A 25,874-nucleotide genomic window follows, 5' to 3' on the forward strand; every position below is an offset into this window, starting at 1 on the left:
CGGCGGGCCCGTCGTATCGTGGCCCGTACGCGTACCTCTCCGTGAGGGAGACGGCCATGGCCGATCCCAAGGGTTTTCTGACCACACCACGCGAGGACTGGCCCCGTCGCCCCGTGGAGGAGCGGGTCCGGGACTGGGACGAGGTGTATGTTCCCGGGGCCCTGCTGCCGATCATCAGCAAGCAGGCCGACCGCTGTATGGACTGCGGGATCCCGTTCTGTCACGACGCCTGTCCGCTGGGGAATCTGATCCCCGAGTGGAACGACCTCGTGTCGCGGGAGGACTGGCGGGCGGCGAGCGACCGGCTGCACGCCACGAACAACTTCCCCGAGTTCACGGGGCGGTTGTGTCCCGCACCCTGTGAGGCGGGGTGTGTGCTGGCGATCAACCAGCCCGCGGTGACCATCAAGAACGTGGAGGTGGCCATCGCGGACCGGGCCTGGGAGGACGGTTTCACCCCGCCGCGTCCGCCCGACCGGCTGTCCGGGAGGACGGTCGCCGTCGTCGGCTCCGGGCCCACCGGTCTGGCGGCGGCGCAGCAGCTGACGCGGGCCGGACACACGGTCGCGGTGTACGAACGGGCCGACCGGATCGGGGGGTTGCTGCGGTACGGGATCCCGGCGTTCAAGATGGAGCGGCGTCATCTGGACCGGCGGTTGGAGCAGATGCGGGCGGAGGGCACGAAGTTCCGGACGTCGACGGCGGTGGGGGTGGATGTCGGGGCGGCCGAGTTGCGGGCCCGGTACGACGCGGTGGTGATCGCGACGGGGGCCACGGCGTGGCGGGAACTGGACGTGCCGGGGCGGGAGTTGGCCGGCGTTCATCAGGCGATGGAGTATCTGCCGTTGGCGGACCGGGTGTGCGAGGGGGATCTGGAGGTGTCGCCGTTGTCGGCGGCCGGGAAGCATGTCGTGATCGTCGGGGGTGGTGACACGGGGGCGGACTGTCTGGGGACGGCGGTGCGGGAGGGGGCCGCGTCGGTGACCCAGCTGGACATCTATCCGCTGCCGGAGGCGGAGCGTGACGAGGACGTCGAACCCTGGCCGACGTATCCGAAGGTGTACCGGCTCTCGGCGGCGCACGAGGAGGCGCGGGACCTTCGGTCCGCGCCCGCGGCGCACGCGGACGCACGGCTCTTCGCGGCGTCCACGCTCCGCTTCACCGGGGACGGGTCGGGGCGGGTGCGGGAGTTGCACCTGGTCGAGGTGGACGAGCGGCGGCAGGTCAGGCCGGGCACCGAGCGGACGCTGCCCGTCGATCTGGTCCTGCTCGCGCTCGGGTTCTCCGGTCCGGACCGGCACGACGGGCTCGTGGACCAGCTCGGGCTGGCCCTCGATCCGCGCGGGACGATCACGCGGGGGCCGGACTTCGCGACGAACGTGCCCGGTGTGTACGCCGCGGGGGACGCCGCCCGGGGCCAGTCGCTGATCGTGTGGGCGATCGCCGAGGGGCGGGCCGTGGCTGCCGCGGTCGACCGGGGGCTGACCGGGGCGGACAGCCTGCCGTCACCGATAGGACCGTACGACCGCCCGATGACGGCGTAGCCACCGGCCACGCGGCGGGTGCGGGAGGGAGCGGCGGCGGTCGGTCGGTCGGTTCGGTCCGTCGGTCCGACGGACCGACGGACCGACGGACCGACGGCCGGCCGACCGGGGGGACTATCGGCTGTCCGTGCCGGCTTGTTTCGCGGTGGCCAGGGCGATGCGGTTCCACGTGTTGATGGTGAGGATCAGGGCCAGGACGTGGGCCAGTTCGGTGTCGTCGAAGTGGGCGGCGGCTTCGGCGTACACGGCGTCGGGGACCCCGCCGTCGGAGACGAGGGTGACCGCTTCGGTGAGGGCGAGCGCGGCCTGTTCACGGGCGGTGAAGAAGTGCCGGGCCTCGCGCCAGACCGGGATCATGTGCAGCCGGTCCTCGCTCTCGCCGGCCTTGCGGGCGTCGTTGGTGTGCATGTGGAGGCAGTAGGCGCAGTGGTTGAGGTGGGAGGCGCGGATCTGGATCAGTTCGACCAGGGCCGGGTCGATGCCCTCGCGGGCCGCCGCGTCGAAGCCGATGAGGGCGCGGAAGGCGTTCCGCGCCGACTTCGCGAAGTCGAGACGGGGGACGGCGGCTTCCGCCGGGTTCGCCGTCACGGTGGCGCTCACGTTCTTCTTTGCTGTTGCCGTGTTCGTCGTCATGACCATGAATCTATGAGGCGGAAAGACCTGTCATAGGGTGCATTTCCATGGCAGATTCGTGGGTCAATTCGGCGGGGTCGATCGGGGCCGATCTGCATCTCGAACTGTCCGGTGGGGGCGGGCGTCGGGCGGCGCTGATCCGGGCGTTGCGGGACGCGGTGCGGGGCGGCCGGCTGGCGCCCGGGACCCGGCTGCCCCCGTACCGCTCGCTCGCCGCGGACCTGGGCGTCGCGCGCAACACGGTCGCCGACGCGTACGCGGAGCTGGTCGCGGAGGGCTGGCTGACGGCCCGGCAGGGGTCGGGGACGCGGGTCGCGGAGCGGGTCGAACCCCTGGGCGGCACCGCGCGCGGACCTCGGAGGGCGCCGCCACGCGCGCGTGGGCCGCGGCACGATCTGCGGCAGGGCACACCGGACGCGTCGGCGTTCCCGCGGACGGCCTGGGCGGCGTCGTACCGCAGGGCGCTGACGCGGGCGCCCAACGAGGCGTTCGGGCCGGGTGATCCGGCGGGCCGGGTGGAGCTGCGGGAGGCGCTCGCCGAGTACCTGGCACGTGCGCGGGGCGTGCGGACCGAGCCCTCGCGCATCGTGGTCTGCTCCGGTTTCGCGCACGCGTTGCGGCTGCTGTTCCACGACCGGGTGCTGCGGGGGCCGCTGGCCGTGGAGTCGTACGGCCTGGGCTTCCATCGGGAGCTGCTGGCGGCGGCCTCCGTGCGGACCGTTCCGCTGGCACTGGACGAGGACGGTGCCCGGGTGGACGGGCTGGACCGCGAGAGGGCGGTGCTGCTCACGCCCGCACATCAGTTCCCCACCGGCGGGCCGCTGCACCCCGAGCGGCGGGCCGCAGTGGTGGACTGGGCCCGCGCGCGTGGCGGGCTGGTCCTGGAGGACGACTACGACGGGGAGTTCCGTTACGACCGTAAGCCCGTCGGGGCCGTGCAGGGTCTGGACCCCGACCGGGTCGTCCACCTCGGCTCGGTCAGCAAGAGCCTGTCGCCCGCGCTGCGGCTGGGGTGGATGGTGCTGCCGGAGCGGTTCGTGGACGCCGTGCTGGAGGCCAAGGGCGAGCGGGAGGCCTGGGCGAGCGTGCCGGATCAGCTGGCGCTGGCGGACTTCATGGTGTCAGGGGCGTACGACCGTCATGTGCGGCGCATGCGGCAGCGCTACCGGGCGCGTCGTGACCGCCTGGTCGCGGCCCTGGCCGCGCACGCGCCGCACATCGAGGTCACCGGGATCGCCGCCGGCCTGCACGCCGTGCTGCGGTTGCCGCCCGGTACCGAGCGGTCCGCGGTGAAGGCGGCGGCCTGGCGGGGTGTCGCGCTGGACGGGCTGTCGGCGTTCCGGCATCCCGAGGCTCGGGGGGACGCCCCGGACGGGCTGGTCGTGGGGTACGCGACGCCGCCGGAGCACGCGTACGGGGCGGCGGTGGAGGCGTTGTGCGGGGTGCTCCCGCCCGAGTGAGCGGCCGTTAATGGGGGTGAGTCCTGGACGGTCGGGGAGGGAGCGTTCCCGGTCGACAGGAAAAGCGGGGCGGTGGGAACATTGAGGTCAGGAGGTACGTCACCGCTGTCGCCGCGGGCACCCCACAATTCGGTGGTGGCCTGCCCCCATCCTTCGTTCCGTCGTCAGGCGTAGGGCCCCTCCCTCGCGTCCCCCCTGTTGACGGTCGGTCCGGGAGGGTGCTCGATGACGACGCTCGACGAACGTCACGGAGAACACGGAGAAGGTGCGCACGGCGGGGCTCCGCCCCGGAGCGGCCGCACACCGGGTTCCCACGTCGTCCCCCTGCACCAGCCGGCGGCCTCGCTCCCCCTCCTCACCGGTTCCAAGGCGGCCCACCTCGCGCGAGCGGCCCGCGCCGGGCTGCCCGTGCTACCCGGGTTCGTGATCCCGTACGACCTTCGGGATGCGGGTGACGCGAGTGACGCGGGTGACGAGCGGCGGGAGCCCGGTGACCCGCGGGATCTGTCGCGTGCCTGGGCCGAGCTGTCCCGGAACGGTTCGCGGTCCCTGGTCGTACGGTCCTCCTCGCCGCAGGAGGACACGGAGGAGTCTTCTCTGGCGGGACGGTTCGACTCGGTGCTCGACGTGCGGGGGTGGGAGGAGTTCCGGGCGGCGGTGCGCACGGTGCTCGGCTCGGCGCGGCAGCCGGACGGTGACACCGCGCCCATGGCCGTGCTCGTCCAGCCGATGCTCAGGGCCCGGACCGGGGGTGTGCTGTTCGGCGCGGACCCCGTGGCCGGGCGGACCGACCGGATGCTGGTCAGCGTGGTGCGGGGCGGGCCCGACACGTTGGTGAGCGGGGAGCGGCCGGGGACGAGCCACTGGTTGAGCAGGTGGGGGCGGCTGCTGCGGACGGAATCGCCCGAAGCGGGATCCTCCGAAGCGGGATCTGCCGGAGAAGGATCTGCCGGAGCAGAAGCCGTCGGAGAGGGTCCCTCCGTAGCGGAATCCTCCGGAGCGGAATCCTCCGGAGCGGGTGGATCGCAGGCGGCCGGTGCCCCGTCGGCGGTCGGCGGTGGGGCGTTGCTCACCGGGGCCGAGGCGCGTCGTCTGGCGCGGCTCGCGCGGCGGGCCGCGCGGGTGTTCGGCGGGCCCCAGGACATCGAGTTCGCCTTCGACGAGGACGGGCGGCTGTGGTTGCTCCAGAGCCGACCGATCACGGCGATGGGGCCCCGTCCACCGCGTGGCGCCCGGCTGCTCGGTCCCGGGCCGGTGGCGGAGACCCTCCCGGGGCAGTTGGAGCCACTGGAGGAGGATCTGTGGGTGGCGCCGATGGACCGGGGGCTCGCCTGCGCGCTCGACCTCGGCGGGAGCGCGTCACGGCGGCGGCTGCGGTCGGCGCCGGTGGTCACGGCGGTCGGCGGGCGGGCCGCGGCGGACCTGCGGCTGCTGGGCGCCGTCCCGCCGCGGCACCCCGCGCTGGCGTGGCTCGACCCGGCGCCCGGTGCCCGGCGGCTGGGTGCCGCCTGGCGGGTGGGGCGGCTGACCTCGACGCTGGCGGGCCTGGCGACGGACCTGGTGGCCGATGTCGACCGGCGGCTGGTCGAGACCCCGCCGACCGGTGAGCTGCCGACCGTCGAGCTGATCTCGACCCTGCGCTGGACGCGTTCCGTCCTGGTCTCCCTGCACGCGCAGGAGGCCCTGGCGGGTGCTCTCCTCCCGGAGGCCCACGTCACGGCGGCGGGGACCGCGCTCGCCACGCTCACCGAGTCGAGGTACCGGGACCGGCGCCTGTCGGACCACCAGGTGGTGGCCGCCGAGCCCGTGGTCCTCGCCCTGACCGCTCCCAGCCTGTGGGGCGAGCTGCGCCTGCCGCCGCCCGAGCCCGTCCACCACAACGGGGCCTCCGCGACCGCCGCCACGACGACCACCGTCGCGTCCGCCACCACGACGACCACGCCCACAGCCGCCAGGGCAACCGCGACCTCCCCCCTCCGCACCCCCCTCTCCCCCGGCGCCCTCCCGCCACGCGAAGCCCTGCGTCTGCGGATCCGTTGGGTGCAGGAGCTGCAGGTCAGGCTTGTGCGGGAGGCGGCGCGCAGGTTGCTCGTGCGGGGTGTGCTGGGTGAGGCACGGCGAGTGGGGCTGCTGCGCTGGAAGGAGTTCGTGACCGCGCTGGAGACCGGTGGGCTGCCGGGGGACTTCGAGGAACGGCTGCCCCGGGCGGTGTCCGCGCCGCTGCCGGACCGGTTCCGGCTCGCGGAGGGCGGTGTGGTCGTCGCCGAACGCCCCACCGGGCCGTCCGGTGCGGGGGGTGGGGACGGAGGCCGGGGCGTGTCCGGAGGCCGCGGTTTCGGCACGGTGTGGGACGGCGTGGGGACCGGGCCGCCGGAGGCCGTGCTGGTGGTCCGGACGCTCGATCCGGCGCTGGCACCGCTGCTGCCGCACCTCACGGGGCTGGTGGCGCAGACGGGCAGCCCGTTGTCCCATCTCGCGGTACTGGCCCGGGAGTTCGGTGTGCCGACGGTGGTGGGCGTCGACGACGCCGTGCGCCGCTTCCCGCCGGGCACCCGTTTGACGGTCGACGGCGGCTGTGGCGACGTACGGGCGGAGGGTTCGTGATGAGACGCCTCGCCTACCTCTTCGGGGGCGCGGCCGCGCTCGGCGCGGGCGTCTACTTCGTCGTCTATCTCTACCGGTGGCAGTGGCAGCGGGCCATCCTCAGCGGGGTGCTGCTCCTGATCGTCGGGGTGCTGTTGCTCGGGCTGGTGCTGCTGGGGCGGCTGGCGCGGATCGAGGAGCGGATCCGGGAGAGCGACCGGCGGCAGCAGGACGCGCTGGCCCGGCTCCGGCAGACGCACACGCGGGAGCGCGGCGACCGGTTCCGCTGGCTGGAGGATCCGGCGAGTCGTACGTATGTCTTCGTCCCGGTGCTGTTGATCACCGGTGTGGTGCTGTCGGGGATCGCGTGGCTGGTGCAGCGGATCGCGTCGGTCACGGCGCGGCCGGCGGCGGAGCGTCACCTCGCCGGGCGGCTGGCGGTGCTCACCTCGCCCGATCCGGCGCCGGACGCCGATCTGGAGGACACTGCTCCGCCCGGGATCGGCCGGCGTCGGGGGCGGGCGGCGCGCTTGGTCACCGTGGGCGTCGGGGTCGGCCTGTTGGTCTCGCTGGTGGTCGGGCTCGCCGACCTCACCCAGACCAGGAAGGACGAGCGGAACGGGGCCGAGGCGACGTCCGTGCTGGTCAAGGTGGACATGCGGGGTGTGCCGACGAACGCCGAGCGGCAGTCCATGGCCGCGTCGCAGGCCTGGGAGCGGTGCCGGAACTCCACGTCCGTGCCGTTGCGGCGGACCACACTCGGCGAACTGGGCGACGGACTGTTCGCAGGCGTCGTCCGCCCGTCCCTGACCGATCACGACCGTCTGCGGTTGCGGGGCTGCCTGGAGGACGCCGACGTGGACCGCGCCCATCTCACGGTGGTCGGCATCGGCGACGCGGACGAGCAGTGAGACTGCGCAGGTCAAGCGATCGAACAAGATCACCGCAAGTGCCATAAACAGCGTGAAGTTGCACACAATCAGACAGAACACTTATCTCGGGCAGGCTACGATGCCGGACAGACCCCCCGTCCCCAACCCCCGGGTCATCCATGTCTGTCGCCCTCACCCCTCCGCCCGTACACCCGGATCAGCGCCCCGCCCCCTCCGCCCGCCCCCTCTCGCTGCGCCGCAAGGTGGTGCGCGTGTTGATCGGTGTGCTGCTGGGCTACCTCGCCCTGTGGGCCACGGGTTCCCTCGGCATCCTGGCCATGTCGTACATGGCCCGTGAGACCACCTCGGTGCCCGCGGGGACGCACTCGGTGAAGGGCATCCACAACTTCCAGCCCGTCGGCACGGACGGCGAGCTGTGGCGCGGCGCCGCCCCCTCCCCCGCCGGTTACCGCGCGCTCGCCGACCTCGGTTTCACCACGGTCGTCGACCTGCGCGCCGAGAAGCTGAGCGCCGCCCAGCTCGCCCTGCCGCGCGAGGCGGGCCTCGACGTCGTACGGGTGCCGATGCGTGACGGGCAGACCCCGACGCCCGAACAGGTGCGTCGCCTGCTGGACACCGTCTCCGAGAGCTCCGGGCCGGTGTTCGTGCACTGCGGCGCCGGCGTCGGCCGTACGGGGACGATGGCCGCGGCCTACCTGGTGAAGACCGGGCAGGAGGACTCGCCCGGCGCGGTCTGGCGCAACCTGTCGGTCGGGCCGCCGTCGATCGAGCAGATCTACTACGGGCTGATGCTGGAGCGCGAGCGGGAGACCGCGCAGCCGCCGCTGCCGGTGGTCGCGGTGAGCCGCGTCGTCGACGCGCCGCGCCGGATCTGGTCGTACCTGTAGGCGACTGAAGTCGACTCAATGCGACTCAAGGCGGCTGACGGCGGCTGACGGCGGCTGGCTGAAGGCGGCCATAGACGCCTGTGGGCGCACACCACGGAAGACGACTGCGCGGCGCGGGCCTCCTGGCCCGCGCCGCGCAGTCGTCGGTGTGCGGGTCCTCGACGCGGGCGCTACGGCTTGCGTGCCACCGCCCCGTACCCCGGGATGACCCCGTCGTCCTGGCCGGGGACCGGGTCGCCGAGTTCGGGGTGCCAGTGGTGGGGCACCTCGACGCCGGGGTCGACCATTTCGAGGCCGTCGAAGAAGCGGGTGAACTCCTCGCGGGAGCGCAGGGCCAGGGTGACGCCCGCGGCCCTGAGCTTCTCCGTCGCCGCCTTCGACTCCTCCGGCGTGAAGTCGGCGGTGGCGTGGGTGACGACCAGGTAGCTCCCGGAGGGCAGCTCGGACATCAACCGCTGGACCAGGGCGTGCGCGCCGTCCTCGTCGGAGACGAAGTGCAGCAGCGCGATCAGCGAGAGCGCCACGGGCCGGTCGAAGTCCAGGACCTTCTTGGCGCCCTCGACGACGGCGTGCGGGTCGCGCACGTCGGCCTGCAGATACTCGGTGCGCCCCTCCGGCGTACCACGCAGCAGGGCCGCCGCGTGGGCCAGCACGATCGGATCGTTGTCGCAGTAGACGACGCTCGTGTCGGGGGCGACCCGCTGGGCGATCTGGTGCAGGTTCGGCTCGGTCGGGATCCCGGTGCCGATGTCGAGGAACTGACGGACGCCATGCTCAGCGAGCCAGCGGGTGGAGCGGTGCATGAAGGCACGGTTGACCTGAGCCATCACCGGCACGCGGGGGTCGAGGGCCAGCATCTGCCGGCCCATGGCCTCGTCGACGGGGTAGTTGTCCTTGCCACCGAGGTACCAGTCGTACATCCGTGCGGGATGGGGTCTGCTCGTGTCGATCTCGACGGGGGGACGCCCGTTCATGACGTACTCCATAAAATTCCGCAGCAGTAAGTGATCAATTCAGGGCCAACATAGGGGTACCGGCTGAGCAACAGGGAGGGCGCAACAGGCCTCAGGAGAGCAGGAAGTCGGCCACCCCCGCCTTGGCGCCCTGGATGAAGGCGTTCATCTCGTCGGGTGTGTAGATCAGCGCCGGCCCGTCGGGGTCGGTGGACTGCCGTACGGCGATCCGGCCGTCGGCGAGCTTCATGGCCTCCAGGCAGTTCCCTCCGTTGCCTCCGCTCCAGGGCTTGTGCCAGCCCTCGCTGCCCAACTCCCGCGCGGGCATGCCGTTGTAGACGCGCAGGTGCGACTGCGTGCGTGTGCGCGCCTGGGACTGCGACTGCGACTTGATGAGTTCCATTCGGTGTCTTCAGAGCTCCTCGCGGAGATCCCAGAGGATCCCCTTCGTGCGTTGTGCCGTGGCGGCCTGCGCCGCCATGCGGTCCATGACCTCGAGGTGGGTCGCCACCTCTGAGCGGTCGTCCAGGTAGACGGCGCCGGTCAGGTACTCGCTGTAGACCATGTCCGGAAGCTCCGGCATGGCGAAACGGAACAGGACGAACGGCCCGTACGTACCGGGGTGCGGTCCTGTGTCGAACGTGGCGACCTGCAGCGTCACATGGGACAGCTCCATCGCCTCCAGCAGTCGGTCGATCTGGGCGCGCATGACCGCCGGTCCGCCGACGGGGCGGCGCAGGGCGGTCTCGTCCATCACGAACCACAACCAGGGCGCCCCCTCCCGGGTGAGCAGTTCCTGTCGTTGCATGCGCAGGTCGACATGGCGCTCTATGTCCTCGGGCTTGGTCTGGCCGATGGCGCCCGAGGTCATGACGGAACGCGCGTAGTCCTCGGTCTGCAGCAGGCCGGGGACGAAGTGGGGGTCGTAGCCGCGGATCAGGGAGGCCGCGCCCTCCAGGCTGACGTACATGGAGAACCAGCCCGGCAGGATGTCGTGGTAGCGCTGCCACCAGCCGGGTTTGTTGGCCTCCTCGGCGAGCCGGACGAAGGTCTCCGCCTCCTCGTCGCCGACTCCGTACTCCTTCAGCAGGAGCTGGAGATAGGGAATCTTGAGGGCGACCTCGGCGGTCTCCATACGGCGGACCGTGGCGGCGGTGACGTGCAGGACACGTGCGGCGTCCTCGCGTCTGATGCCCGCGCGCTCGCGCAGGTCCAGCAGACGCCGGCCGAGCACGACCTGCCCGACCGTCGGCGCGGACCGCGGCTCGCTCATCTCGCCCCTCTTCCCTGTGACCCTGCGCTGACCTGCGTCGATGTGCGGCCCGTCCCGGTGCCGACAGCCTTGCGGCGCCGTTCGGAGGCCTCACTCGCCGCGCTTGTCCGTGTACACATACGAACACTGTGCGTGCATACGAACGTTGTGCGAGGGATTTCCAACTGGCGCCGCTACACGTGCTGTTGCGTGCAGTGTGCCACGACCGTTCAGAGAGTCATACGGCACTCTGCAATTTTCAGAGTGACACTTGCCAAGTGTTCACGGCGGGGCGATAGTGGCAAGCGTGATTCCGCCCCCTGCGCCGTTAGGAACAGACGCCGCCGGTGACCGTGTCGGTCCCGGGACGGCCGCCGGGGCGCGCCCCGAGACAGTCACCGAGCGCCGGTTCCGGTTCGAGCTGGCCGCGCACCCGGGTGCCGTGGCCCAGGCCCGGCGCGTGACCCGTGACCAGCTCACCGGCTGGGCCCTGTGCGAGGACACCTGCGACACGGCCGCCCTGGTCGTGTCCGAGCTGGTGACCAACGCGATCGTGCACACCGCGAGCACCCAGATCGTCTGCGAGCTGCATGACGTCGACGACCTGGTGCGGATAGCGGTACGGGACGAGGGCTGTGCTCCCGGCGAGCCGCAGCCCTCACCGCAGCGGCCCGAGGAGGAACACGGCCGGGGACTGCTCCTCATAGAGTCCCTCTGCCGATCCTGGGGGGCGCAGCCGGTCGGTCTGGGCCTCCTGGTGTGGGCGGACGTGCCGCGCGGACTCCTCGCCTCCACGGCCCCGGCGATCCCGCCGCAGACCGTCGCGGCCGACGCGCCCGAGACGGTCGCCGACCTCACCCTGGGTACGGGCCGGGGTACGGACACGGCGGCCCGGTCCGATCTGGGCTGGGGTGCGAAGAAGCCGCCGTCGGAGGACCGGGACGGTGAGGTGGAGGCCTTCCGCCTCACGAGCGTCCAAGGCCGCACGAGCGTCCCGGGCCTCGCGACTGTCGAGAGCCTCGCCGGCGTCCAGGGCCTCACGAACGTCCAGGGCCTCACGAACGTCGAGAGCCTCAAGGGCGTCGACGGCCGCCGCGCCGGTGCCGATGCCGGGTACCGCACGGGTTTCGAATGTCGTACGGAAGTCGGAGTCCGGCCGCAGGTCGGCCGGCGGACGGGGGCCGAATGGGTGTGAGCGCGTCGATCGGTCCCCCTCGGCCCCCTGGTGGGGGCAGAGTGGCCCGCGTGGTGAGCCTCGACACCCTGACCCGACTGCGCCGCGCCCAGCGTTCCGCCGCGCCGCCCCGCCCCATTCCCCTGCCCGAGGGCATGACCGCGCCCATGGGATGCGACGCCGTCGCCGTCCCCGCGCGCTTCGGGCCGATGGTCCTGCCCCGGCTGCCCCGGGTGGGCTGTGTCTACGCCGACCGGGCGCACTGGTGGTGGATCGTGCCGTCCGACTCCGACTACGCGCTGGAGTGGCCGTCGCCGGTGCGCTACACCACCGGCGCGCTCGTCTCCGACGGTGCGGCCGCTCCCGGGCTCATCCTCAGGCCCGAGGGGACGATTCCCTATACGCCGCCGATACCGCTGTATCTGGCGCTGTGCCGGGTGACGGGGACGACGCCCACGTGGTCGCGGATGACCGCGTAGGGCTCCGCGCAGGGCTCCGCCGGTTGGGCCGTTCCCGGTAGGGGCTGCGCCCCTGTGCGCGTTCGGTTCAGGTGGGATCCGTCTCATGTGCGGCTGCCCGGTTGTGGGGGCCGGCCGCGCAGTTCCCCGCGCCCCTGACGGGCCTGCGGCCCTTCAGGGGGATCCCGAAGGCGCTTCCCCGCGCGCCCCTTGTGCTCCGGGTGGGTCGTGGTGGCACCGTCGTGCGCCCTGGTCGGGAGCGGAGGGCACCGGGATAGTGGCCGTCTGCGACGACTCGGGGGAGGCCGTGAGTGGGGAAGGCACGTGACGGGGGCAAGCCGGAGACATCCGAGTCGGAGACGCTGCTCTTCGGGGGGCCGCTGCGGTACGACATGGGCTGGTCGCAGCACGCCAACGCCTTTCTGGAGCTGAACTTCCGCGCGATGGTGCGTCGGCTGCCGTCGCTGCTCGCGTCGAGCTTCCGGCTGGCCTGGCAGGCGGACCGGCGGGCCGCCCGGACCGTGCTGGCCGCCGAGACGGGCCGCGGCCTCGCCCAGGCGGTGAGCCTGCTCGCGGTGAACATGATCCTGGCCCGGCTGATGGCCGACGGCACGGTCGAGGAGCGGCTGCGGGAAGCGGTCCCCGCGCTCGTCACCATCGCCGCCGTCATGCTGGTGGCGACGCTGCTGCGGGCCGCGTCGACGTACGCCACGGGCCGGCTGGAACCGAAGGTGGAGCGGGTCGCGACCGAGCTGTACCTGGAGCGGGCGGCGGCCGTGGAGCTGTCCGCGATCGAGGACGACGGCTTCCACAAGCTGCTGGACACCGCGAAGTACGGCGCCCAGTCGGCCCGCCGGATGATCAGCTACTCGGCGCGGGTGGTCAACGCGCTGATCTCGCTGATCGCGGCGGCCGGTGTGCTGACCGTGCTGCACCCGGCCCTGCTGCCGCTGCTGGTCACGATGACCCTGCCGAGCGCCTGGAGCTCCCTGACGATCGCCCGCCGCCGCTACACGTCGTTCCACGCCTGGGTGCAGCACGCCCGGGCGGGCTATCTGATCGGCTCGCTGCTGATCGAGCCGGAGGCGGCCCCGGAGATCCGGGTGCACGGCGTCGGCCCCTTCCTGCTGCGCCACTACCGGTCGATGTCGGAGACCGCGGAGGCCGAGCAGGCCCGGCTGGCCCGGCTGGCGGCCCGTACGGGCCTGTACGCGGCCCTCTGGACCGGGCTGGCCACCGTGGCGACGTACGCGACGCTGGGCGGTCTGCTGCTCGGCGGTGCCATGGCGCTGTCCGTCGCGGGTACGGCGGTGATCGCGATCCGCACCGGCTCAGCGAGCCTCGACACGCTGGTCCTGGAGGTGAACTCGCTGCACGAGGAGGCCCTCTTCGTGGGCGACATGCAGCGGCTCTACGTCGAGGCCGCGAGGCGCGCGATCCCGGAGGGCGGTGACCCGCTGCCCGAAGACCCGCGGGAGATCCGGGTGGAGAACGTGACCTTCGCCTACCCGGGCAAGGCCGGCCGGCCCGCGCTCAAGGACGTCACCCTGACCGTGCCGATCGGCAAGATCGTGGCCCTCGTCGGGGAGAACGGCTCGGGCAAGACGACCCTGGTCAAGCTGCTCGCCGGGCTGTACGCCCCGGACCAGGGCAAGATCATGTGGGACGGTGTGGACGCGGCGGGCGCCGACCGGCGGCAGCTCGCCGAGCGCATCGCGATGGTCGCGCAGGACTTCAAGCGGTGGCCCTTCACCGCCCGCGTGAACATGGCGATCGGCCGCCCGTCGGCCCCGATGACGCAGGAGCGGCTCGCCGCGTCCGTCGCGGAGGCCGGGGCGCAGGACGTGATGGACGATCTGCCGCGCGGCCTCGACACGCTCCTGGGCAAGGGGTTCAGCGGCGGGCACGAGCTGTCGGGCGGGCAGTGGCAGCGCCTGGGCATCGCGCGGGCCGCGTACCGGCGCGGGCACATCCTCATCGTGGACGAGCCGACCGCCGCCCTGGACGCGCGTGCCGAGCTGGAGGTCTTCGAGAAGATCCGCGCGCTGGCGGGCACCGGGCAGACGGTCGTCCTGATCACCCACCGGCTGGCCTCGGTCCGCCACGCCGACCTGGTGCACGTCCTGGACCAGGGGCGCCTGGTGGAGTCCGGCACCCCGGACGAGCTGCTTGCCACCGGCGGGGTCTACGCCGAGCTGTACTCGCTCCAGGCGGAGCAGTTCGCGGTGCGGGCGCCTGCCGAGCAGACGGCCAGGGCCGACATGCCCGCCGAGCAGACGGCCGCCGCGAGGCTTCCCGCGCCGAAGGCGGGGTGACGGTCAGGCCGACGCGGTCGCGGCGGTCTCGGCGCCGCGCACGATGACCAGGAACATGTCCGTCGCGATGTCCATCACGACCTCGGCCTGCTGCCCCTCGAGGCGCGCCGCGTGCGCCAACTCCTCCGCCGGCCACGAGCCGCGCGGCCCACCGGCGGGAAAGCGCCCCAGCACCGTTCGCCCGTTCACCCTGCACCTCCATGTCGCGCTGCACCCGCGAGCCCGTAGCCCGCGGCTAGTCAGCTCGTAGATTTAAACGCCAACCATGGGGTGAACGGCTCGCGAAGTGACGGTACTGAGACGTAGTTGACACGAGGTCAACGAAGGATCGTGAGACACCTCTCAGAAACCACACATTCCGGTGACACCGGGTGCCCACACTTGCACTATTTGTCACTCGGGCGGGACGCGTCGGCTATTCGGGCGGCTTGTCGTAGTCCTGGATCCGGCCGCCGTGGCCGCGGTCGGTGAGCGCGGCCAGGCGGCCGGTCATCTCCCGCACCGTCGCCCGCACGTCGACGGTGAGCAGCTCACGGTCACGCATGAGGACGCGGCCGTCGACGATCGTGGTGGTCACGTCGGCGGAGCGGGCGCTGTGCACGAGGGTGGCGGCGAGGTCGTGCACGGGCTGGGTGTGCGGGCCGCCGAGGTCGACCAGGACGATGTCGGCACGCCGGCCGGGGGCGAGGCTGCCGACGGCATCCCCCAGTCCCACGGCCCGGGCGCTCTGGAGCGTGGCGTGGTGCAGGGCCTGGCGGGAGGTCAGCCAGCGCGGGTCGCCCTCGGTGGACTTCTGCACCAGCGCGGTGAGGGCCATGGCCTCCCACACGTCGAGCGAGTTGTTGGAGGCGGCCCCGTCCGTGGCGAGCCCGACGGGGATCCCGAGGCGGCGCAGGGCGCGGACCGGGGTCGTGGGCCAGGCGAACTTGAGATAGCCGCGGGGTGCGCTCGCGACGGCCACCGGTCCCGTCGCCCGCTCCAGGACCGGCAGGTCGCGCTCGACGATCCCGGTGCCGTGCGCGATGAGGACGCCCGCGGGGAGGCCTAGCAGTCCGGTGCGTTCCAGGACCTCGACGGGGGTGACACCGTGCCGGGCCAGGCTGTTGTCGGTCTGGTCGCGGCTCTCCGCGGCGTGCAGGTGCACCGGGAGGCCGTGGTCGCGGGCGAGTGCGGCGGTCGCGGCGAGGTCGGCGTCGTCGACGGTGTAGGGGGCGTGCGGAGCGAGGGCGGTGGTGATGCGCCCGCCGGCCGCGCCCCGGTGCCGCAGCGCGAACTCCAGGGACTTCTCGCGGCCTTCGGGCCCCTGCGAGGAGAAGAAGGCCTGGCCCAGATGGGCCCGCAGTCCGGTCTCCTCGACCACGGCGGCGACGGTGTCCATCGCGAAGTAGTGGTCGGCGAAGCAGGTCACCCCGCCGCGGATCATCTCCGCGCACGCCAGCCGGGCCCCCAGCTCGACGTCCCGCGCCGTCAGGTTGGACTCGACGGGCCAGATGACGTCGTTGAACCACTCCTGTGCCGGCATGTCCTCCGCGATACCGCGCAGCGCCACCATGGGCGCGTGCGTATGGCAGTTGACGAGCCCCGGCATGGCGATCTGGCCCCGCGCGTCGATCCGTTCCGCGGTGGGCACGGGGGCCGTCTCCTCCGCCGGTCCGATGCCGGCGATCACCCCCTCCCGTACGACGATCGCGGCGTCCTCCAGGAACGCGATCCCCTCGTGCTCGTCGTGGACGAGGGCGGTGCAGCCGGTGATGACGAGATCGGCGGGCGACGGGGGCACGGGGGAAGGGAGTGAAGGCGGCGCATGCGGCGGAGGCGGCGTCATGTCGTCACGGTACGACCGGGGCACGCTCGGGAGGGGGTGACTCGGACATCCGGTGGCGCCGTCACGCCGTCAGGCCCGGCCTCGGCAGGAGGTCGGCCGTGTCCGGTGGGGCCGGGAGGCTGATGTCGGTGTGCCTGCGGTGGCGGGCGAGTTCGTCCAGGAGTGCGGTGAGCCGCTCGGTGTGGTGGCGGCCGAGCCGTCCCGTGTCGTCGAGGTGCACGGCGCAGGCGGTGGTGGTGTCGACCAGCCGTTCGAGCAGGGCGGCGATCTCGTCGGTGCCCTCGGTGTGCCGGGCCAGGGCGGGCAGTTCGGCTCCGGAGAGGGCGATCGCGGCGCGGGCGGCGGCGAGCGAGCGGTAGGCCTCGCGGCGCAGGGTCCAGCGGGCGGCCCGTTCGTCGGCCTCGCCCGGTACGGCGGCCCCGACGGAGACGGTGACCCCGTAAGGCGTGGACGCGCCGCTCGACGGGGGCACTCCGCCCGCTTCCGGGAAGGCGCCCGGTGTGCGCGCCTCGCGCAGGACGTGCGCGAGATAGGCGTGCGCCGCTGTGCCCGCTTCCGTGAGCCGGGCGCGTACGCCCCCGCCGCGCTGCCCCCTGGGCATCGGCAGGTGACCGACGATCAGGACGATGGCGCAGGCCAGCAGGGTCTCGGCGATACGGCTCCAGGATGCCTGCGGGTCTCCGCCGACCATGACGAGGGCGAGCACCAGCACGGTGACGACCGCGGTCTGGGCGGCGAAGTGCCGTGTGGCGACGGGGATCAGCGCCCCGCTGACCGCGACCAGCGCGATCAGCCCCTCCGGCCGGGGCAGCACGGCGGCGAACCCGGCGAAGAGCACGGCGCCCAGCACGGTCCCGGCCGCCCGGCACAGCACCCGGGACACGAGCGGCCCGAGGTCGGGCTTGACCAGGAAGACGGCGGTGGCGGGCAGCCAGTACCAGTGCTGGTGGTGCAGCGCCTGCGCCACGGCCGCCGCGGCACCGAAGGACAGGGCGACCCGCAGCCCGTACTCGCGCCCGCCGGAGCCGAGGCCGAGCCGGACGAGCGAGCCGAGGGTACGGCGGCGGGTGTGCAGGTCGGACGGGTCGCCGCCCCGGTCGAAGGCCTCGGCGGCGCGCAGGAGCGCGTCGTCGAGGGCGCGCAGCGCGGGCGCGGAGCGCGCGGGCGCGGGCAGCGGGCCGGTGCCGGTGTTGCCGCGTACGGCCGCGGCGAGCCGCCGTAGCCCCTCGGACGCGCGGCCGACGACGGCGTCCCCGGCCCAGGCCAGCGCGGTCGCCGCCTCGGCGAGTGGGAGCGCGGCGGTGTACTGGGCGTGCAGGCGCCGCTCCGCCGACGAGCTGGCCCAGCGCCGCAGCCGAGGCCCGGCGAGGGCGTCCTGGGCGTGGTCGAGGGCGGCGGTCAGCGCGGCCCGCCGGGCGATGGCGTCGGGGGTGCCGACGGCGTCCAGCAGCGCCGCGATCGCGTCGTACACGGCGGCGACGGCGTCCCGTTCGCCGTCGAAGCGGTAGTCGCCGGCGGTGAGGACCGCGGGGGTGGGCAGCGCGAGGCGCAGCGCGAGCAGCCATCCGGCGCCGGCGAGGTAGGCGAGCGCCCGCTGCCATCCCGGTTCGGGCAGCGGCATCCCGGCGCCGATGGCGGCGGCGACCAGCAGTTGGGTGCCCGCTCCGGAGGCCACGGGCCCCACCGCGCTCATCGCGCCGGCGAGCAGTCCGAGCGCGGTGAGCAGCAGGGTGAGGACGACGGCTCCGGCGTACTGTCCGGCGTACGTCCCCACGAGGAGCCCCACGGCTCCGGCGAGCGCGGGCACGCCGAGGCGCTGCACGGAGACGCGCCGGCTGCCGGGGCGGTCGTTGATTCCGGCGAGCATGGCGCCGAGTGCGGCGAGGACCCCGACGGAGGGGCGTCCCGACACCACGGCGACCAGCAGCAACGGTCCCCCGGCCAACGCCCCCCGCAGCACCGCGTTCCAGGGCACCGGCCCCCGCTGCGCACGCAGAGCATGGGCGAGCCAGGGCGGCAGGGCGAGGACGGCGCGGCGGGACACGGGGCTCCTGTCGTCGGGTGAGGGCGGGGGTGTGCCTTCGGGCGACGGTGGCCGGGGCGTGGGCGGTGGGCGTGCGCGTGAGCTTGAGCGTCGTGAGTGGGGTGCGTGTGCTGTGCGTTCCACCGTAGGTCTCGGAACTGGAGAATATGGGACGCTCGTATTACCGCGACGTGACGATCTCTGTAGAGGCCATGTTCTTTATGAACGCAATGGAGGTGGACCCGGGGGCGTAGCCGGCCCCCGGGCCCTGGTATGCCGCCTTCTGGCACGCCGTCACGGTTGAGAACTCAGGTCAGTCATCATGTCGCCGCGTCCTGCCTTTGGACCACCACGCATCGAGCTGCGCGGGCTGGACTTGAACCAGCATTTCGACGTCCGGGGCCCGAGTCCGGTCGTTACGGCGATCGGCGGCGAATACTGAGTCTGGAGCAATAGTCTGAGATTGATCACGGCCCGTCCCTGAATTCCTTGGCGGGTACGGACCGCTCCGTCACGACAAGCCTCAGCTTCAGCTTGCGCTCCTCGCGCACCCCGCCCGGCTCACAGGCCGACCGGGGAGTTCATGAGGCTACCCGAACTATCCGAACAGGTAGCCGAATACAGCGTCACCGACCCGCTGGTCGACGACCTCCACGCCGTTCGCTTCCTCCCGCGCGAACTTCACGGCCTGCTGAAGCTTCTCGACGCGGCCGAGGATCTCGTTCACACGGCGGGCGGGCAGGGCTCCGGAGAACTTCACGGTCGTCCAGTAGCCGACCGGAATGTCCTCGTAGTACACCTCCACCTGGGCGGGGTGCTTGTCGGTCGCCTCGGCCTTCACATGGTTGCGCGGGACCTTCTTGGTCCGCACCGTCCGCACCGCCTCGGTCTTCCAGGCGTCGGTGGACGGATCCTGCGCCCACGCCTCGGAGGCGTCGAGCACGGGCAGCTTCCGCACCAGGGCGTTGATCTCGCCGAGCTGCTTCTCCAGGAAGAGCAGATAGGCCACGGGCACATCGGCGACGAGCACCCGGCCCTCGACCTTCACATCCGCCCGCGCCGTGCAGTTGGCCCAGTCCTTGGTGGCGGTCACGTCGAACAGTCGCGTGAGAACGCCGGCCGTCTCCCGCAACACGTCCTCCGCCCGCACCTGCACCCGGGTCGACTCGGGCGGCAACTGCTCGCCCTCCTCGTCCTTCGGCTGATAGGTACGCGCGATTCCGGCCAGCAACGCCGGCTTCTGCAGCCCGTGATGAGCGGCCGTCAGGTCCTGCTGGGACTTGGCCTTGACGCCCTTCTCCACTGCGATGATCTGATTGAGTTTCGCCACGCGGATGACGTTAACAGCGGAACTCCCCTCACTCCGAAGGATTATTTCGAGGGGCTGCTCGGACCGGGATGGGAAATCGGGCGGAATGCCGGCGGGCCCGCCCCTCCGCCGGCACCCCGCCCCTCCGCCGGCACTCCTCCTCCCTCCCGCAGCCATAAATCGGATGCGGAGGGTAGAGCGGAACGCGGATGATCGACAGGTTGTCCCCCCTCGTTCTTCCCCGCCCTCCACCGGGAGCAGTGATGATCCGGCGCACCAACGCCCCCAGCCTCTTCTCGCCGCCCGTCTACGCGCACGCGTCCGTCGTCGAGGCCGGGGCCAGGCTCGCCTTCCTCGCCGGTTCCGTCCCGCTGGATGCCGACGGGAAGCTGGTCGGGGAGGGTGATCCGGTGCGGCAGGCCGAGCAGGTGCTGGTCAACCTCGGGGAGCAACTGCGGGCGGTGGGCAGCGACTTCGAGCACGTCGCCTACACCGACGTGTATGTCGTGAGCAGCGAGCCGGCCGTCCTCTCCGCCGTCTGGAACGTCGTCGAGGCGTCCGGCCTGAGCATCGGCCCCCACTCCTCGACCCTCCTCGGCGTGGCCTGCCTCGGCTACACGGGCCAGCTGGTGGAGATCACGGCGACGGCGGTGGTCCCGTAGCAGCGGAGGTCCGCCAAGAATCGCGAGGGTTCTAGGGGCCGCAAGAACCGCAGGGGCCGCAGGGGCCGCGAGGGCCATGGGAACCGTAGGGGCCGCGAGGGCTGCGGGGGTCGCGGCCCTGCGAGCCCTCTACCGCGCCCCGCCCCCGTCCCCGTCCCCGTCCCCGTCCCCGTTGCCCCAGGTCCTCCTCTTCGGCAGCGGCTTCGCGTAGCTCCCCGCGCGGCTGGTGGTCAGTCCCAGCGTGACCAGCGACTCGGCGAGTTTCACCGCCGCCCCCACCCCGTCGACGACGGGCACCCCCAGCTTCTCCCCCACGGTCCGCTGCAGCCCGGTCATCCCCGCGCACCCCAGGACCAGTACCTCGGCCCCGGCGTCGCGGGCGCGCTGCCCGGCCGCGAGGAAGGCCCGGGTGGTGCGGTCGGTGTCGGCGAGGTCGAGGACGCCGAGCCCGGTGCCGACGATCGCGGCGCAGTTGCGGCCCACACCGGCGGCCTCCAGGCTGTCCTCGATCTGCCCGCAGGTGCGGTCCAGCGTGGTCACCACCCCGTAGCGCCGTCCGAGCAGGCAGGCGAGGTGGGCGGCGGCCTCGGTGATGTCGACGGCGGGGACGTCCAGCAGTTCCCGGGCCCCCTCGCGCCCGTGCTCCCCGAAGCCGGCCATGACGACGGCGTCGTACGGCTCCTCGTAGGTCCGCAGGGTGTCGAGGACGGCGGCGGCGGAGAGGTAGCTGTCGAGCCAGCCCTCCGCGGACTCGGGGCCCCAGGCGGGGGTCAGTCCGGTCACGGTGGTGCCCGGGCCTGCGGCGGCCCGGGCACCTCGCACGATCTCCTCGGTCATTCCCTGCGTCGTGTTGCAGTTCGTGACGACGATGCGCACGCTCAGCCCTCCACGGCGGGGCTCGACGCGGACGAGGAGGTCTCGGGCGAAGCCGTCGCGGAGGGGGCCGACGCCGCGGCCCGCTCGTCCCGGCACAGCACCGCGTACAGTGCGGCGGCCAGCGCCGTACCGATGAACCAGGAGTACGGGGCGACCGCGCTGAAGGTGGTCACGAGGGCGAGCACCGCCGAGACCGCGGCGGCGGGCAGGAACGCCCACAGCGCCTTGGGGTTGACGCCCTTGCGGTAGTAGTAGCGGGAGCCGGGCTCGGCGTTGAAGAGTTCGTCGACGTCGATGCGGCCGCGCTTGACCCAGAAGTAGTCGAGCATGATCACACCGAACAGCGGGCCGAGGAAGGCGCCCAGGCCGCCGAGGAAGTACTGGACGACGGTGGGGTTGGAGAACAGGTTCCACGGGGTCACGACCAGCGCCGCGACCGTGCTGATCATGCCGCCGACCTTGAAGGTGATCTTCTGCGGCCAGACGTTGGCGAGGTCGTACGCCGGTGAGACGAAGTTGGCGACGATGTTGACGCCCATGGTGGCGATGGCGAAGGTCAGGGCGCCCAGGACGAGCACCCAGGTGTTGCCGACCTTGGCGACGAGTTCGGCCGGGTCGGTGATGGCCTCGCCGAACACCTCCAGCGAGCCGGCCGTGACGATCACCGACACGACCACGAAGGCGGTCGAGTTGATCGGCAGGCCCCAGAAGTTCCCGCGCTTGACCGTCCGGTAGTCGGGGGCGAAGCGGGAGAAGTCGCAGAAGTTGAGCATCAGCGTGCCGTAGGTGGCGAGGACCAGCCCGATCGCGCCGAACCACTGCCGCCACTGCTCGCCGACGGAGACCGGGTTCGGGGTGGAGGTGAGGGAGATGGTCCAGCCGGCCTTGGCGAGGACCCAGACGGCCAGCGCGATCATGACGATCCAGATCGCCGGGCCGCAGAAGTCCTGGAACTTGCGGACCGACTCCATGCCCTGGCTGATGATCAGCGCCTGGATGAGCCAGAGGGCGACGAAGGTGCACCAGCCGAGCTGGTGCAGGCCGAGGAAGGAGTTGTGCGTCCAGGACTCCAGGCCCGGCCAGGCGGCCAGCAGCATGACGTTGACCGCGACGGACGCGAGGTAGGTCTGGATTCCGTACCACATGATGGCGATCACGGCCCGGATGAGGGCCGGGATGTTGGCGCCCCAGACGCCGAAGCTGATGCGGCTGACCACGGGGAAGGGCACACCGTGGCGCTGCCCGATCCTCCCCATCCAGTTCATCCCGATGTAGATGATCACGAAGCCGACGAGCAGCGAGGTGAACACCTGCCAGACGTTCATGCCGAGGACGAGCAGGCCCGCGGCGAACGTGTAGTTGCCGAGGTTGTGGACGTCGGACATCCACAGGGCGAAGAGGTCGAAGACCTTCCAGTTCCGCTTCTCGGCGGGGGCGAGGTCTTCGTTGGTGAGGCGGGGGTCGGGGACGAACGCTGTGGTGCCGGTGGCTTCGACACTGTCGGCGAGGGACACGGGGCCTCCAGGAGCGAGAGGAGACGAGCGTAGGTGGCGGGGACGGGTGCGGCACCGGCGTGGGGGAACGGGGGAGCACCACGGATTGTTTGGTATACCAAACTGCGCTCATAGTGCTCCCGTCAACCGTTCTGACCGATGTCGCTGTTGTTAACGCCAGGTAAAACACCGCACGCGTCGGCGAAGATTGGTCCATGAGCTCCCTGGCTCCGGAAGGAGCGAAGATCGAACCCCTGGGTGCGGTGCGCGAGCGCGTCCTCGGCACCCTGCGGCAGGACATCATCGCGGGACGTCTGCGCCCGGGCGACCGGCTCGTCGAGCGCGAGCTGGCCGACCGCTTCGGGGTCTCCCGGGTCCCGGTCCGCGAGGCGATCCGCGCGCTGGTCGCCGAGGGCTTCGTCCACTTCGAGACCCCGCGCCGTACGGTCGTGCGCCGGCTCACCCCGGCGGACGTGGCGGAGCTCTTCGAACTGCGCGAGGCGCTGGAGGTGTACGCGGCCGGGCTCGCCGCCTCCCGCGCCACCCCGGAGTCCCTCGCCGAGCTGTCGGCCCTGCTCGACCGGGCGGCGGAGGCGACCCGCGCCGGGGACGCCGAGACGATCACCGACATCAACACACGCTTCCACGACCGTGTCCTCGCCATGGCCGGCAACAGCCTGCTCGCCTCCGTCATGGAACCGGTCGACGGCCGACTGCGCTGGCTGACCCGCCAGAACACCGAGTGGCCTCAACTCCTCACCGAACACCGGGAGTTGTACGAGGCCATCGCCTCCGGCGACCCCGACCGCGCCCGCGCGCACGCCCTCACCCACGTCCGGACCAACTACCGGTCGACCGTGCGGCACCTGTTCGGCGAGAACGGGGAGGACAGTGGACCGGGGGACGGTCGCGGGACCGGGGACGGCGGCGGGACCGTGGAGGACGGCCGAACCGGCGGGGCGTGAACCCCGGTGAACCCTGAACACCGCTGCGGCACATCAGCGGCCGTGACGCCACGTGGACAACCGTCGGGACAACCGGCGGCCCGCGCCCGCGTCGTCCGGCGCCCGGTCCGCTCAGCCGTTGACGGCGTAGCGGTCCGTCGCCGCCACCAGTGCCTCCGTCATGTCCGGCGCGCCCGCGTCGTGGCCCACGTCGTCGACGAGGACCAGCTCGCTGCCGGGCCAGGCGTGGCGGAGGCGCCAGACGATGCCGAGGAGGTTGCCGGGGTCGAGGCTGCCCTGGACGAGGGTGCCCGGGATGCCCTTGAGCAGCGGCGCGTCGCGCAGGACCACACCGTCACCGTCGCCGTCGCCGCCGAGGAAGTGGCCGTTGCCCCAGTAGTGGGTGACGGTACGGGCGAAGCCGTAGCGGAAGACCGGGTCCTCGTAGCGCGGCACCGAGCGGGGCGGCTGCGCCGCGATGGCCGTCTCCCAGTCCGTCCAGGCCCGCGCGGCCCGCGCCCGCACGGTTTCGTCGGGCGACTCGAGCAACCGGTTGTAGGCGGCCGGCAGGTTCCCGTCCCGCTCGTCCTCGGGCAGTTCGGCCAGGAACCGTTCGAACGCGTCCGGGAAGAACTGTCCGAGTCCCCTGGTCAGCAGGGCGACTTCGGCGTCGGACCCGGTGGCGACCCCGGTGAGGACCAGCTCTGTCACGGCCTCCGGATGCGTCTGGGCGTACCGCAGGCCGAGCGCGGACCCCCACGACACGCCCCACACCAGCCACCGCCCGATCCCGAGGTGCCGCCGCAGCAGCTCCAGATCGGCGATCAGACGATCCGTCGTGTTGACGCTCATGTCGGTCCCGTACGCGCTCGCCGGCGGCGTCGAACGCCCGCAGCCCCGCTGGTCGAGCAGCACGATCCGGTAGGCCGCGGGGTCGAAGAGCCTGGGGAACCAGGCGTTGGCCCGGGAGCCCGGTCCGCCGTGCAGCACGACCGCCGGTCTGCCCCGCGGATTCCCGCAGACCTCCCAGTACACGCGGTTGCCGTCCCCGACGTCGAGCATGCCGTGGTCGTACGGTTCGATCTCCGGGTAGAGGGGCATTGCGCGACCCTAACCGCCGTACGACAGGGCCTGCAGCCGGTTTTCCGCCCGGCCGGTACGCCGCTGCCCGCCCGACCGGTACACCGCCGCCCGGCCGCTACACCGCCGCCCGGCCGGCTACGGGGCGACCGCCAGCCCCGCCGAGGTCGCCGCCGTACACAGGACGTCCCGCAGCATCTCCGGGGTCAGGCGGCCGGTGAAGGTGTTGCGCTGGCTGACGTGGAAGCAGCCGAAGAGGTCGAGGCCGTCGAGCGGTACCCGGGTGCCGTGGGCGAAGACGGGCCGGGGCCGGGGCACGTCCCAGCCGGCCTCGGCGAGCGCGGGCAGCGCGGCCTGCCAGCCGAAGGCACCGAGCACGACCACGGCCCGCAGGGTCGGCCGCAGCAGCTCCAACTCCCGCACCAGCCAGGGCCGGCAGGTGTTCCGCTCCTCGGGAGTCGGCTTGTTGGCGGGCGGCGCGCAGTGCACGGGTGAGGTGATCCGTACGCCGTACAGCTCCAGGCCGTCGTCCGTGGCGACCGCCGTGGCACGCGAGGCCAGGCCCACATCGTGCAGCGCCGCGTACAGCACGTCGCCCGAGCGGTCGCCGGTGAACATCCGCCCCGTCCGGTTCGCCCCGTGCGCGGCGGGCGCGAGGCCGACGATCAGCAGCGCGGCGTCGGGCGGCCCGAAGCCCGGCACCGGCCGCCCCCAGTACTCCTGGTCGGCGAACGCGGCCCGCCGGGTGCGCGCCACCTCTTCCCGCCATTCGACCAGCCGGGGACAGGCCCGGCACCCCGTGATCCGCGAGTCCAGCGCGGCGAGACCGGTGCCCTCGGCGCCGTCTCCACCGTCGGCCCCCATGTCGCCACCACCACCGCTGCCGCCGTCCATGTCTCCACGGTACGTCCGGTGATCGCCCGCCCCGTGCGGCCGGGCGGGGGCTAAGGTCGGGGTATGGCCTCTGAAGGTACGCAGGAGCGGGCGGGCGATCCGGCCGCGACGACCGGTGGCACCGACGGACCGGCCGCGACCAGCGGTGGCACCGACGGACCGGCGGCGGCGTCCGCCCAGGCGGCCCGTCCGGCGAGCGGCGAGAGCGTGCGCGTCGACAGCTGGATCTGGTCCGTGCGTCTGGTCAAGACCCGTTCGATGGGCGCCACCGCCTGCCGGGGCGGCCACGTCCGCGTCAACGGCGAGCGCGTCAAGCCCGCGTACGCGGTGCGCGTCGGCGACGAGGTGCGGCTGCGCCAGGCCGGGGGCCACGAGCGGGTCGTGATCGTGCGGCGGCTGATCCGCAAGCGGGTCGGCGCGCCCGTCGCCGCCGAGTGCTACGTCGACAACTCGCCGCCGCCCCCGCCCCGCGAGGCCGTGGCCCCCGCCGGCATCCGTGACCGGGGCGCCGGCCGCCCCACCAAGCGCGACCGCCGGGACATGGAGCGTCTGCGGGGCCTGGCGGAGGCGGCGAACGCCGACCGGCACCGCCGACCCACCTGATCCCTCCCGTCGA

At 72.7% G+C, this 25,874-nt stretch carries 23 protein-coding genes; 11 read left to right on the forward strand and 12 right to left on the reverse strand.

Annotated features, from left to right (window positions below; translation table 11 throughout):
* Positions 1 to 56: 56 nt before the first annotated feature.
* On the forward strand, positions 57 to 1,544 hold the full coding sequence (locus HW837_RS16315; RefSeq protein ID WP_045555196.1) for a glutamate synthase subunit beta: 1,488 nt from the start codon (positions 57 to 59) through the stop codon (positions 1,542 to 1,544).
* A 114-nt stretch (positions 1,545 to 1,658) separates the two neighbouring features.
* Here HW837_RS16315 and HW837_RS16320 read toward each other — a convergent pair whose 3' ends face one another.
* Positions 1,659 to 2,183, reverse strand: coding sequence for a carboxymuconolactone decarboxylase family protein (locus HW837_RS16320; RefSeq protein WP_045555197.1), 525 nt, complete (start codon positions 2,181 to 2,183; stop codon positions 1,659 to 1,661).
* A 41-nt stretch (positions 2,184 to 2,224) separates the two neighbouring features.
* Here HW837_RS16320 and pdxR point away from each other — a divergent pair, with 41 nt between their 5' ends.
* From pdxR to HW837_RS16340, 4 genes are all read left to right on the forward strand, one after another.
* Positions 2,225 to 3,637, forward strand: coding sequence for a MocR-like pyridoxine biosynthesis transcription factor PdxR (gene pdxR / locus HW837_RS16325; RefSeq protein WP_086787160.1), 1,413 nt, complete (start codon positions 2,225 to 2,227; stop codon positions 3,635 to 3,637).
* A gap of 225 nt (positions 3,638 to 3,862) precedes the next feature.
* Positions 3,863 to 6,241, forward strand: a complete 2,379-nt coding sequence (locus tag HW837_RS16330) for a PEP/pyruvate-binding domain-containing protein (RefSeq protein ID WP_193380816.1) — start codon at positions 3,863 to 3,865, stop codon at positions 6,239 to 6,241.
* Positions 6,241 to 7,131, forward strand: a complete 891-nt coding sequence (locus tag HW837_RS16335; RefSeq protein WP_045555200.1) for a hypothetical protein — start codon at positions 6,241 to 6,243, stop codon at positions 7,129 to 7,131. Before HW837_RS16330 ends, HW837_RS16335 begins: the two co-directional genes overlap by 1 nt.
* Positions 7,132 to 7,271: 140 nt before the next feature.
* Positions 7,272 to 8,000 carry a phosphatase domain-containing putative toxin gene (locus tag HW837_RS16340; protein WP_193380815.1) on the forward strand — a complete coding sequence of 243 codons (729 nt, stop codon included), beginning with the start codon at positions 7,272 to 7,274 and terminating at the stop codon, positions 7,998 to 8,000.
* Between the two features lie 170 nt (positions 8,001 to 8,170).
* Here HW837_RS16340 and HW837_RS16345 read toward each other — a convergent pair whose 3' ends face one another.
* The 3 genes from HW837_RS16345 to HW837_RS16355 form a co-directional block, all read right to left on the reverse strand.
* Positions 8,171 to 8,986: an SAM-dependent methyltransferase gene (locus HW837_RS16345; protein WP_045555202.1), complete on the reverse strand. Its 816-nt coding sequence runs from the start codon at positions 8,984 to 8,986 to the stop codon at positions 8,171 to 8,173.
* A 79-nt stretch (positions 8,987 to 9,065) separates the two neighbouring features.
* Complete coding sequence (locus HW837_RS16350) at positions 9,066 to 9,356, reverse strand: DUF397 domain-containing protein (protein WP_045555203.1); 291 nt, start codon at positions 9,354 to 9,356, stop codon at positions 9,066 to 9,068.
* Positions 9,357 to 9,365: 9 nt separating this feature from the next.
* A complete protein-coding gene (locus HW837_RS16355; RefSeq protein ID WP_045555204.1) occupies positions 9,366 to 10,226 on the reverse strand; it encodes a helix-turn-helix domain-containing protein in 861 nt (286 codons plus the stop codon).
* A gap of 286 nt (positions 10,227 to 10,512) precedes the next feature.
* Here HW837_RS16355 and HW837_RS16360 point away from each other — a divergent pair, with 286 nt between their 5' ends.
* The 3 genes from HW837_RS16360 (at position 10,513) to HW837_RS16370 (ending at position 14,152) form a co-directional block, all read left to right on the forward strand.
* Entirely contained in the window at positions 10,513 to 11,400 is an 888-nt protein-coding gene (locus tag HW837_RS16360; protein ID WP_193380814.1) for an ATP-binding protein, read from the forward strand.
* On the forward strand, positions 11,391 to 11,858 hold the full coding sequence (locus tag HW837_RS16365) for a hypothetical protein (protein WP_045555205.1): 468 nt from the start codon (positions 11,391 to 11,393) through the stop codon (positions 11,856 to 11,858). The genes HW837_RS16360 and HW837_RS16365 overlap by 10 nt, the downstream gene beginning before the upstream one ends.
* Before the next feature lie 290 nt (positions 11,859 to 12,148).
* A complete protein-coding gene (locus tag HW837_RS16370) occupies positions 12,149 to 14,152 on the forward strand; it encodes an ABC transporter ATP-binding protein (protein ID WP_045555206.1) in 2,004 nt (667 codons plus the stop codon).
* Positions 14,153 to 14,155: 3 nt separating this feature from the next.
* Here HW837_RS16370 and HW837_RS16375 read toward each other — a convergent pair whose 3' ends face one another.
* The 4 genes from HW837_RS16375 to HW837_RS16390 form a co-directional block, all read right to left on the reverse strand.
* Positions 14,156 to 14,341 (reverse strand): hypothetical protein, encoded by a 186-nt coding sequence (locus tag HW837_RS16375; protein WP_045555207.1) that lies wholly within the window; start codon positions 14,339 to 14,341, stop codon positions 14,156 to 14,158.
* A gap of 226 nt (positions 14,342 to 14,567) precedes the next feature.
* Complete coding sequence (locus tag HW837_RS16380; protein WP_193380813.1) at positions 14,568 to 15,977, reverse strand: amidohydrolase; 1,410 nt, start codon at positions 15,975 to 15,977, stop codon at positions 14,568 to 14,570.
* A 61-nt stretch (positions 15,978 to 16,038) separates the two neighbouring features.
* A complete protein-coding gene (locus HW837_RS16385) occupies positions 16,039 to 18,021 on the reverse strand; it encodes an FUSC family protein (protein ID WP_193380812.1) in 1,983 nt (660 codons plus the stop codon).
* Positions 18,022 to 18,598: 577 nt separating this feature from the next.
* Positions 18,599 to 19,330, reverse strand: coding sequence for a DUF7873 family protein (locus HW837_RS16390; RefSeq protein ID WP_093788339.1), 732 nt, complete (start codon positions 19,328 to 19,330; stop codon positions 18,599 to 18,601).
* Between the two features lie 242 nt (positions 19,331 to 19,572).
* Here HW837_RS16390 and HW837_RS16395 point away from each other — a divergent pair, with 242 nt between their 5' ends.
* Complete coding sequence (locus HW837_RS16395) at positions 19,573 to 19,971, forward strand: RidA family protein (RefSeq protein WP_045555210.1); 399 nt, start codon at positions 19,573 to 19,575, stop codon at positions 19,969 to 19,971.
* Positions 19,972 to 20,100: 129 nt separating this feature from the next.
* Here the strand turns inward: HW837_RS16395 and HW837_RS16400 are convergent, their stop codons facing one another.
* Positions 20,101 to 20,847 carry an aspartate/glutamate racemase family protein gene (locus tag HW837_RS16400; RefSeq protein WP_193380811.1) on the reverse strand — a complete coding sequence of 249 codons (747 nt, stop codon included), beginning with the start codon at positions 20,845 to 20,847 and terminating at the stop codon, positions 20,101 to 20,103.
* Positions 20,848 to 20,849: 2 nt separating this feature from the next.
* Positions 20,850 to 22,361 (reverse strand): NCS1 family nucleobase:cation symporter-1, encoded by a 1,512-nt coding sequence (locus HW837_RS16405; protein ID WP_045555211.1) that lies wholly within the window; start codon positions 22,359 to 22,361, stop codon positions 20,850 to 20,852.
* A 194-nt stretch (positions 22,362 to 22,555) separates the two neighbouring features.
* On the opposite strand from HW837_RS16405, the gene HW837_RS16410 reads away from it, so the two are divergent.
* Entirely contained in the window at positions 22,556 to 23,305 is a 750-nt protein-coding gene (locus HW837_RS16410) for a GntR family transcriptional regulator (protein ID WP_193380810.1), read from the forward strand.
* Between the two features lie 111 nt (positions 23,306 to 23,416).
* On the opposite strand, the gene pip is transcribed toward HW837_RS16410, so the two are convergent.
* Together pip and HW837_RS16420 are read right to left on the reverse strand one after the other, a co-directional pair.
* Entirely contained in the window at positions 23,417 to 24,385 is a 969-nt protein-coding gene (gene pip, locus HW837_RS16415) for a prolyl aminopeptidase (RefSeq protein WP_045555213.1), read from the reverse strand.
* Positions 24,386 to 24,502: 117 nt separating this feature from the next.
* Positions 24,503 to 25,228 carry a uracil-DNA glycosylase gene (locus tag HW837_RS16420; protein WP_193380842.1) on the reverse strand — a complete coding sequence of 242 codons (726 nt, stop codon included), beginning with the start codon at positions 25,226 to 25,228 and terminating at the stop codon, positions 24,503 to 24,505.
* A gap of 93 nt (positions 25,229 to 25,321) precedes the next feature.
* Here HW837_RS16420 and HW837_RS16425 point away from each other — a divergent pair, with 93 nt between their 5' ends.
* Positions 25,322 to 25,861 carry an RNA-binding S4 domain-containing protein gene (locus HW837_RS16425; RefSeq protein ID WP_045555214.1) on the forward strand — a complete coding sequence of 180 codons (540 nt, stop codon included), beginning with the start codon at positions 25,322 to 25,324 and terminating at the stop codon, positions 25,859 to 25,861.
* Positions 25,862 to 25,874: the final 13 nt, after the last annotated feature.

Source organism: Streptomyces caniscabiei (genome assembly GCF_014930365.1).
GTDB lineage: Bacteria > Actinomycetota > Actinomycetes > Streptomycetales > Streptomycetaceae > Streptomyces > Streptomyces caniscabiei.

Bases quoted from the DNA above. Each gene is read 5' to 3' on its own strand.
- HW837_RS16410 (WP_193380810.1), top strand. From the start codon at position 22,556: ATGAGCTCCCTGGCTCCGGAAGGAGCGAAGATCGAACCCCTGGGTGCG.
- HW837_RS16340 (WP_193380815.1), top strand. From the start codon at position 7,272: ATGTCTGTCGCCCTCACCCCTCCGCCCGTACACCCGGATCAGCGCCCC.
- pip (WP_045555213.1), bottom strand. From the start codon at position 24,385: ATGCCCCTCTACCCGGAGATCGAACCGTACGACCACGGCATGCTCGAC.
- HW837_RS16380 (WP_193380813.1), bottom strand. From the start codon at position 15,977: ATGACGCCGCCTCCGCCGCATGCGCCGCCTTCACTCCCTTCCCCCGTG.
- HW837_RS16335 (WP_045555200.1), top strand. From the start codon at position 6,241: ATGAGACGCCTCGCCTACCTCTTCGGGGGCGCGGCCGCGCTCGGCGCG.
- HW837_RS16365 (WP_045555205.1), top strand. From the start codon at position 11,391: ATGGGTGTGAGCGCGTCGATCGGTCCCCCTCGGCCCCCTGGTGGGGGC.
- HW837_RS16420 (WP_193380842.1), bottom strand. From the start codon at position 25,228: ATGGGGGCCGACGGTGGAGACGGCGCCGAGGGCACCGGTCTCGCCGCG.
- HW837_RS16425 (WP_045555214.1), top strand. From the start codon at position 25,322: ATGGCCTCTGAAGGTACGCAGGAGCGGGCGGGCGATCCGGCCGCGACG.
- pdxR (WP_086787160.1), top strand. From the start codon at position 2,225: ATGGCAGATTCGTGGGTCAATTCGGCGGGGTCGATCGGGGCCGATCTG.
- HW837_RS16345 (WP_045555202.1), bottom strand. From the start codon at position 8,986: ATGGAGTACGTCATGAACGGGCGTCCCCCCGTCGAGATCGACACGAGC.
- HW837_RS16330 (WP_193380816.1), top strand. From the start codon at position 3,863: ATGACGACGCTCGACGAACGTCACGGAGAACACGGAGAAGGTGCGCAC.
- HW837_RS16315 (WP_045555196.1), top strand. From the start codon at position 57: ATGGCCGATCCCAAGGGTTTTCTGACCACACCACGCGAGGACTGGCCC.
- HW837_RS16320 (WP_045555197.1), bottom strand. From the start codon at position 2,183: ATGGTCATGACGACGAACACGGCAACAGCAAAGAAGAACGTGAGCGCC.
- HW837_RS16395 (WP_045555210.1), top strand. From the start codon at position 19,573: ATGATCCGGCGCACCAACGCCCCCAGCCTCTTCTCGCCGCCCGTCTAC.
- HW837_RS16350 (WP_045555203.1), bottom strand. From the start codon at position 9,356: ATGGAACTCATCAAGTCGCAGTCGCAGTCCCAGGCGCGCACACGCACG.
- HW837_RS16355 (WP_045555204.1), bottom strand. From the start codon at position 10,226: ATGAGCGAGCCGCGGTCCGCGCCGACGGTCGGGCAGGTCGTGCTCGGC.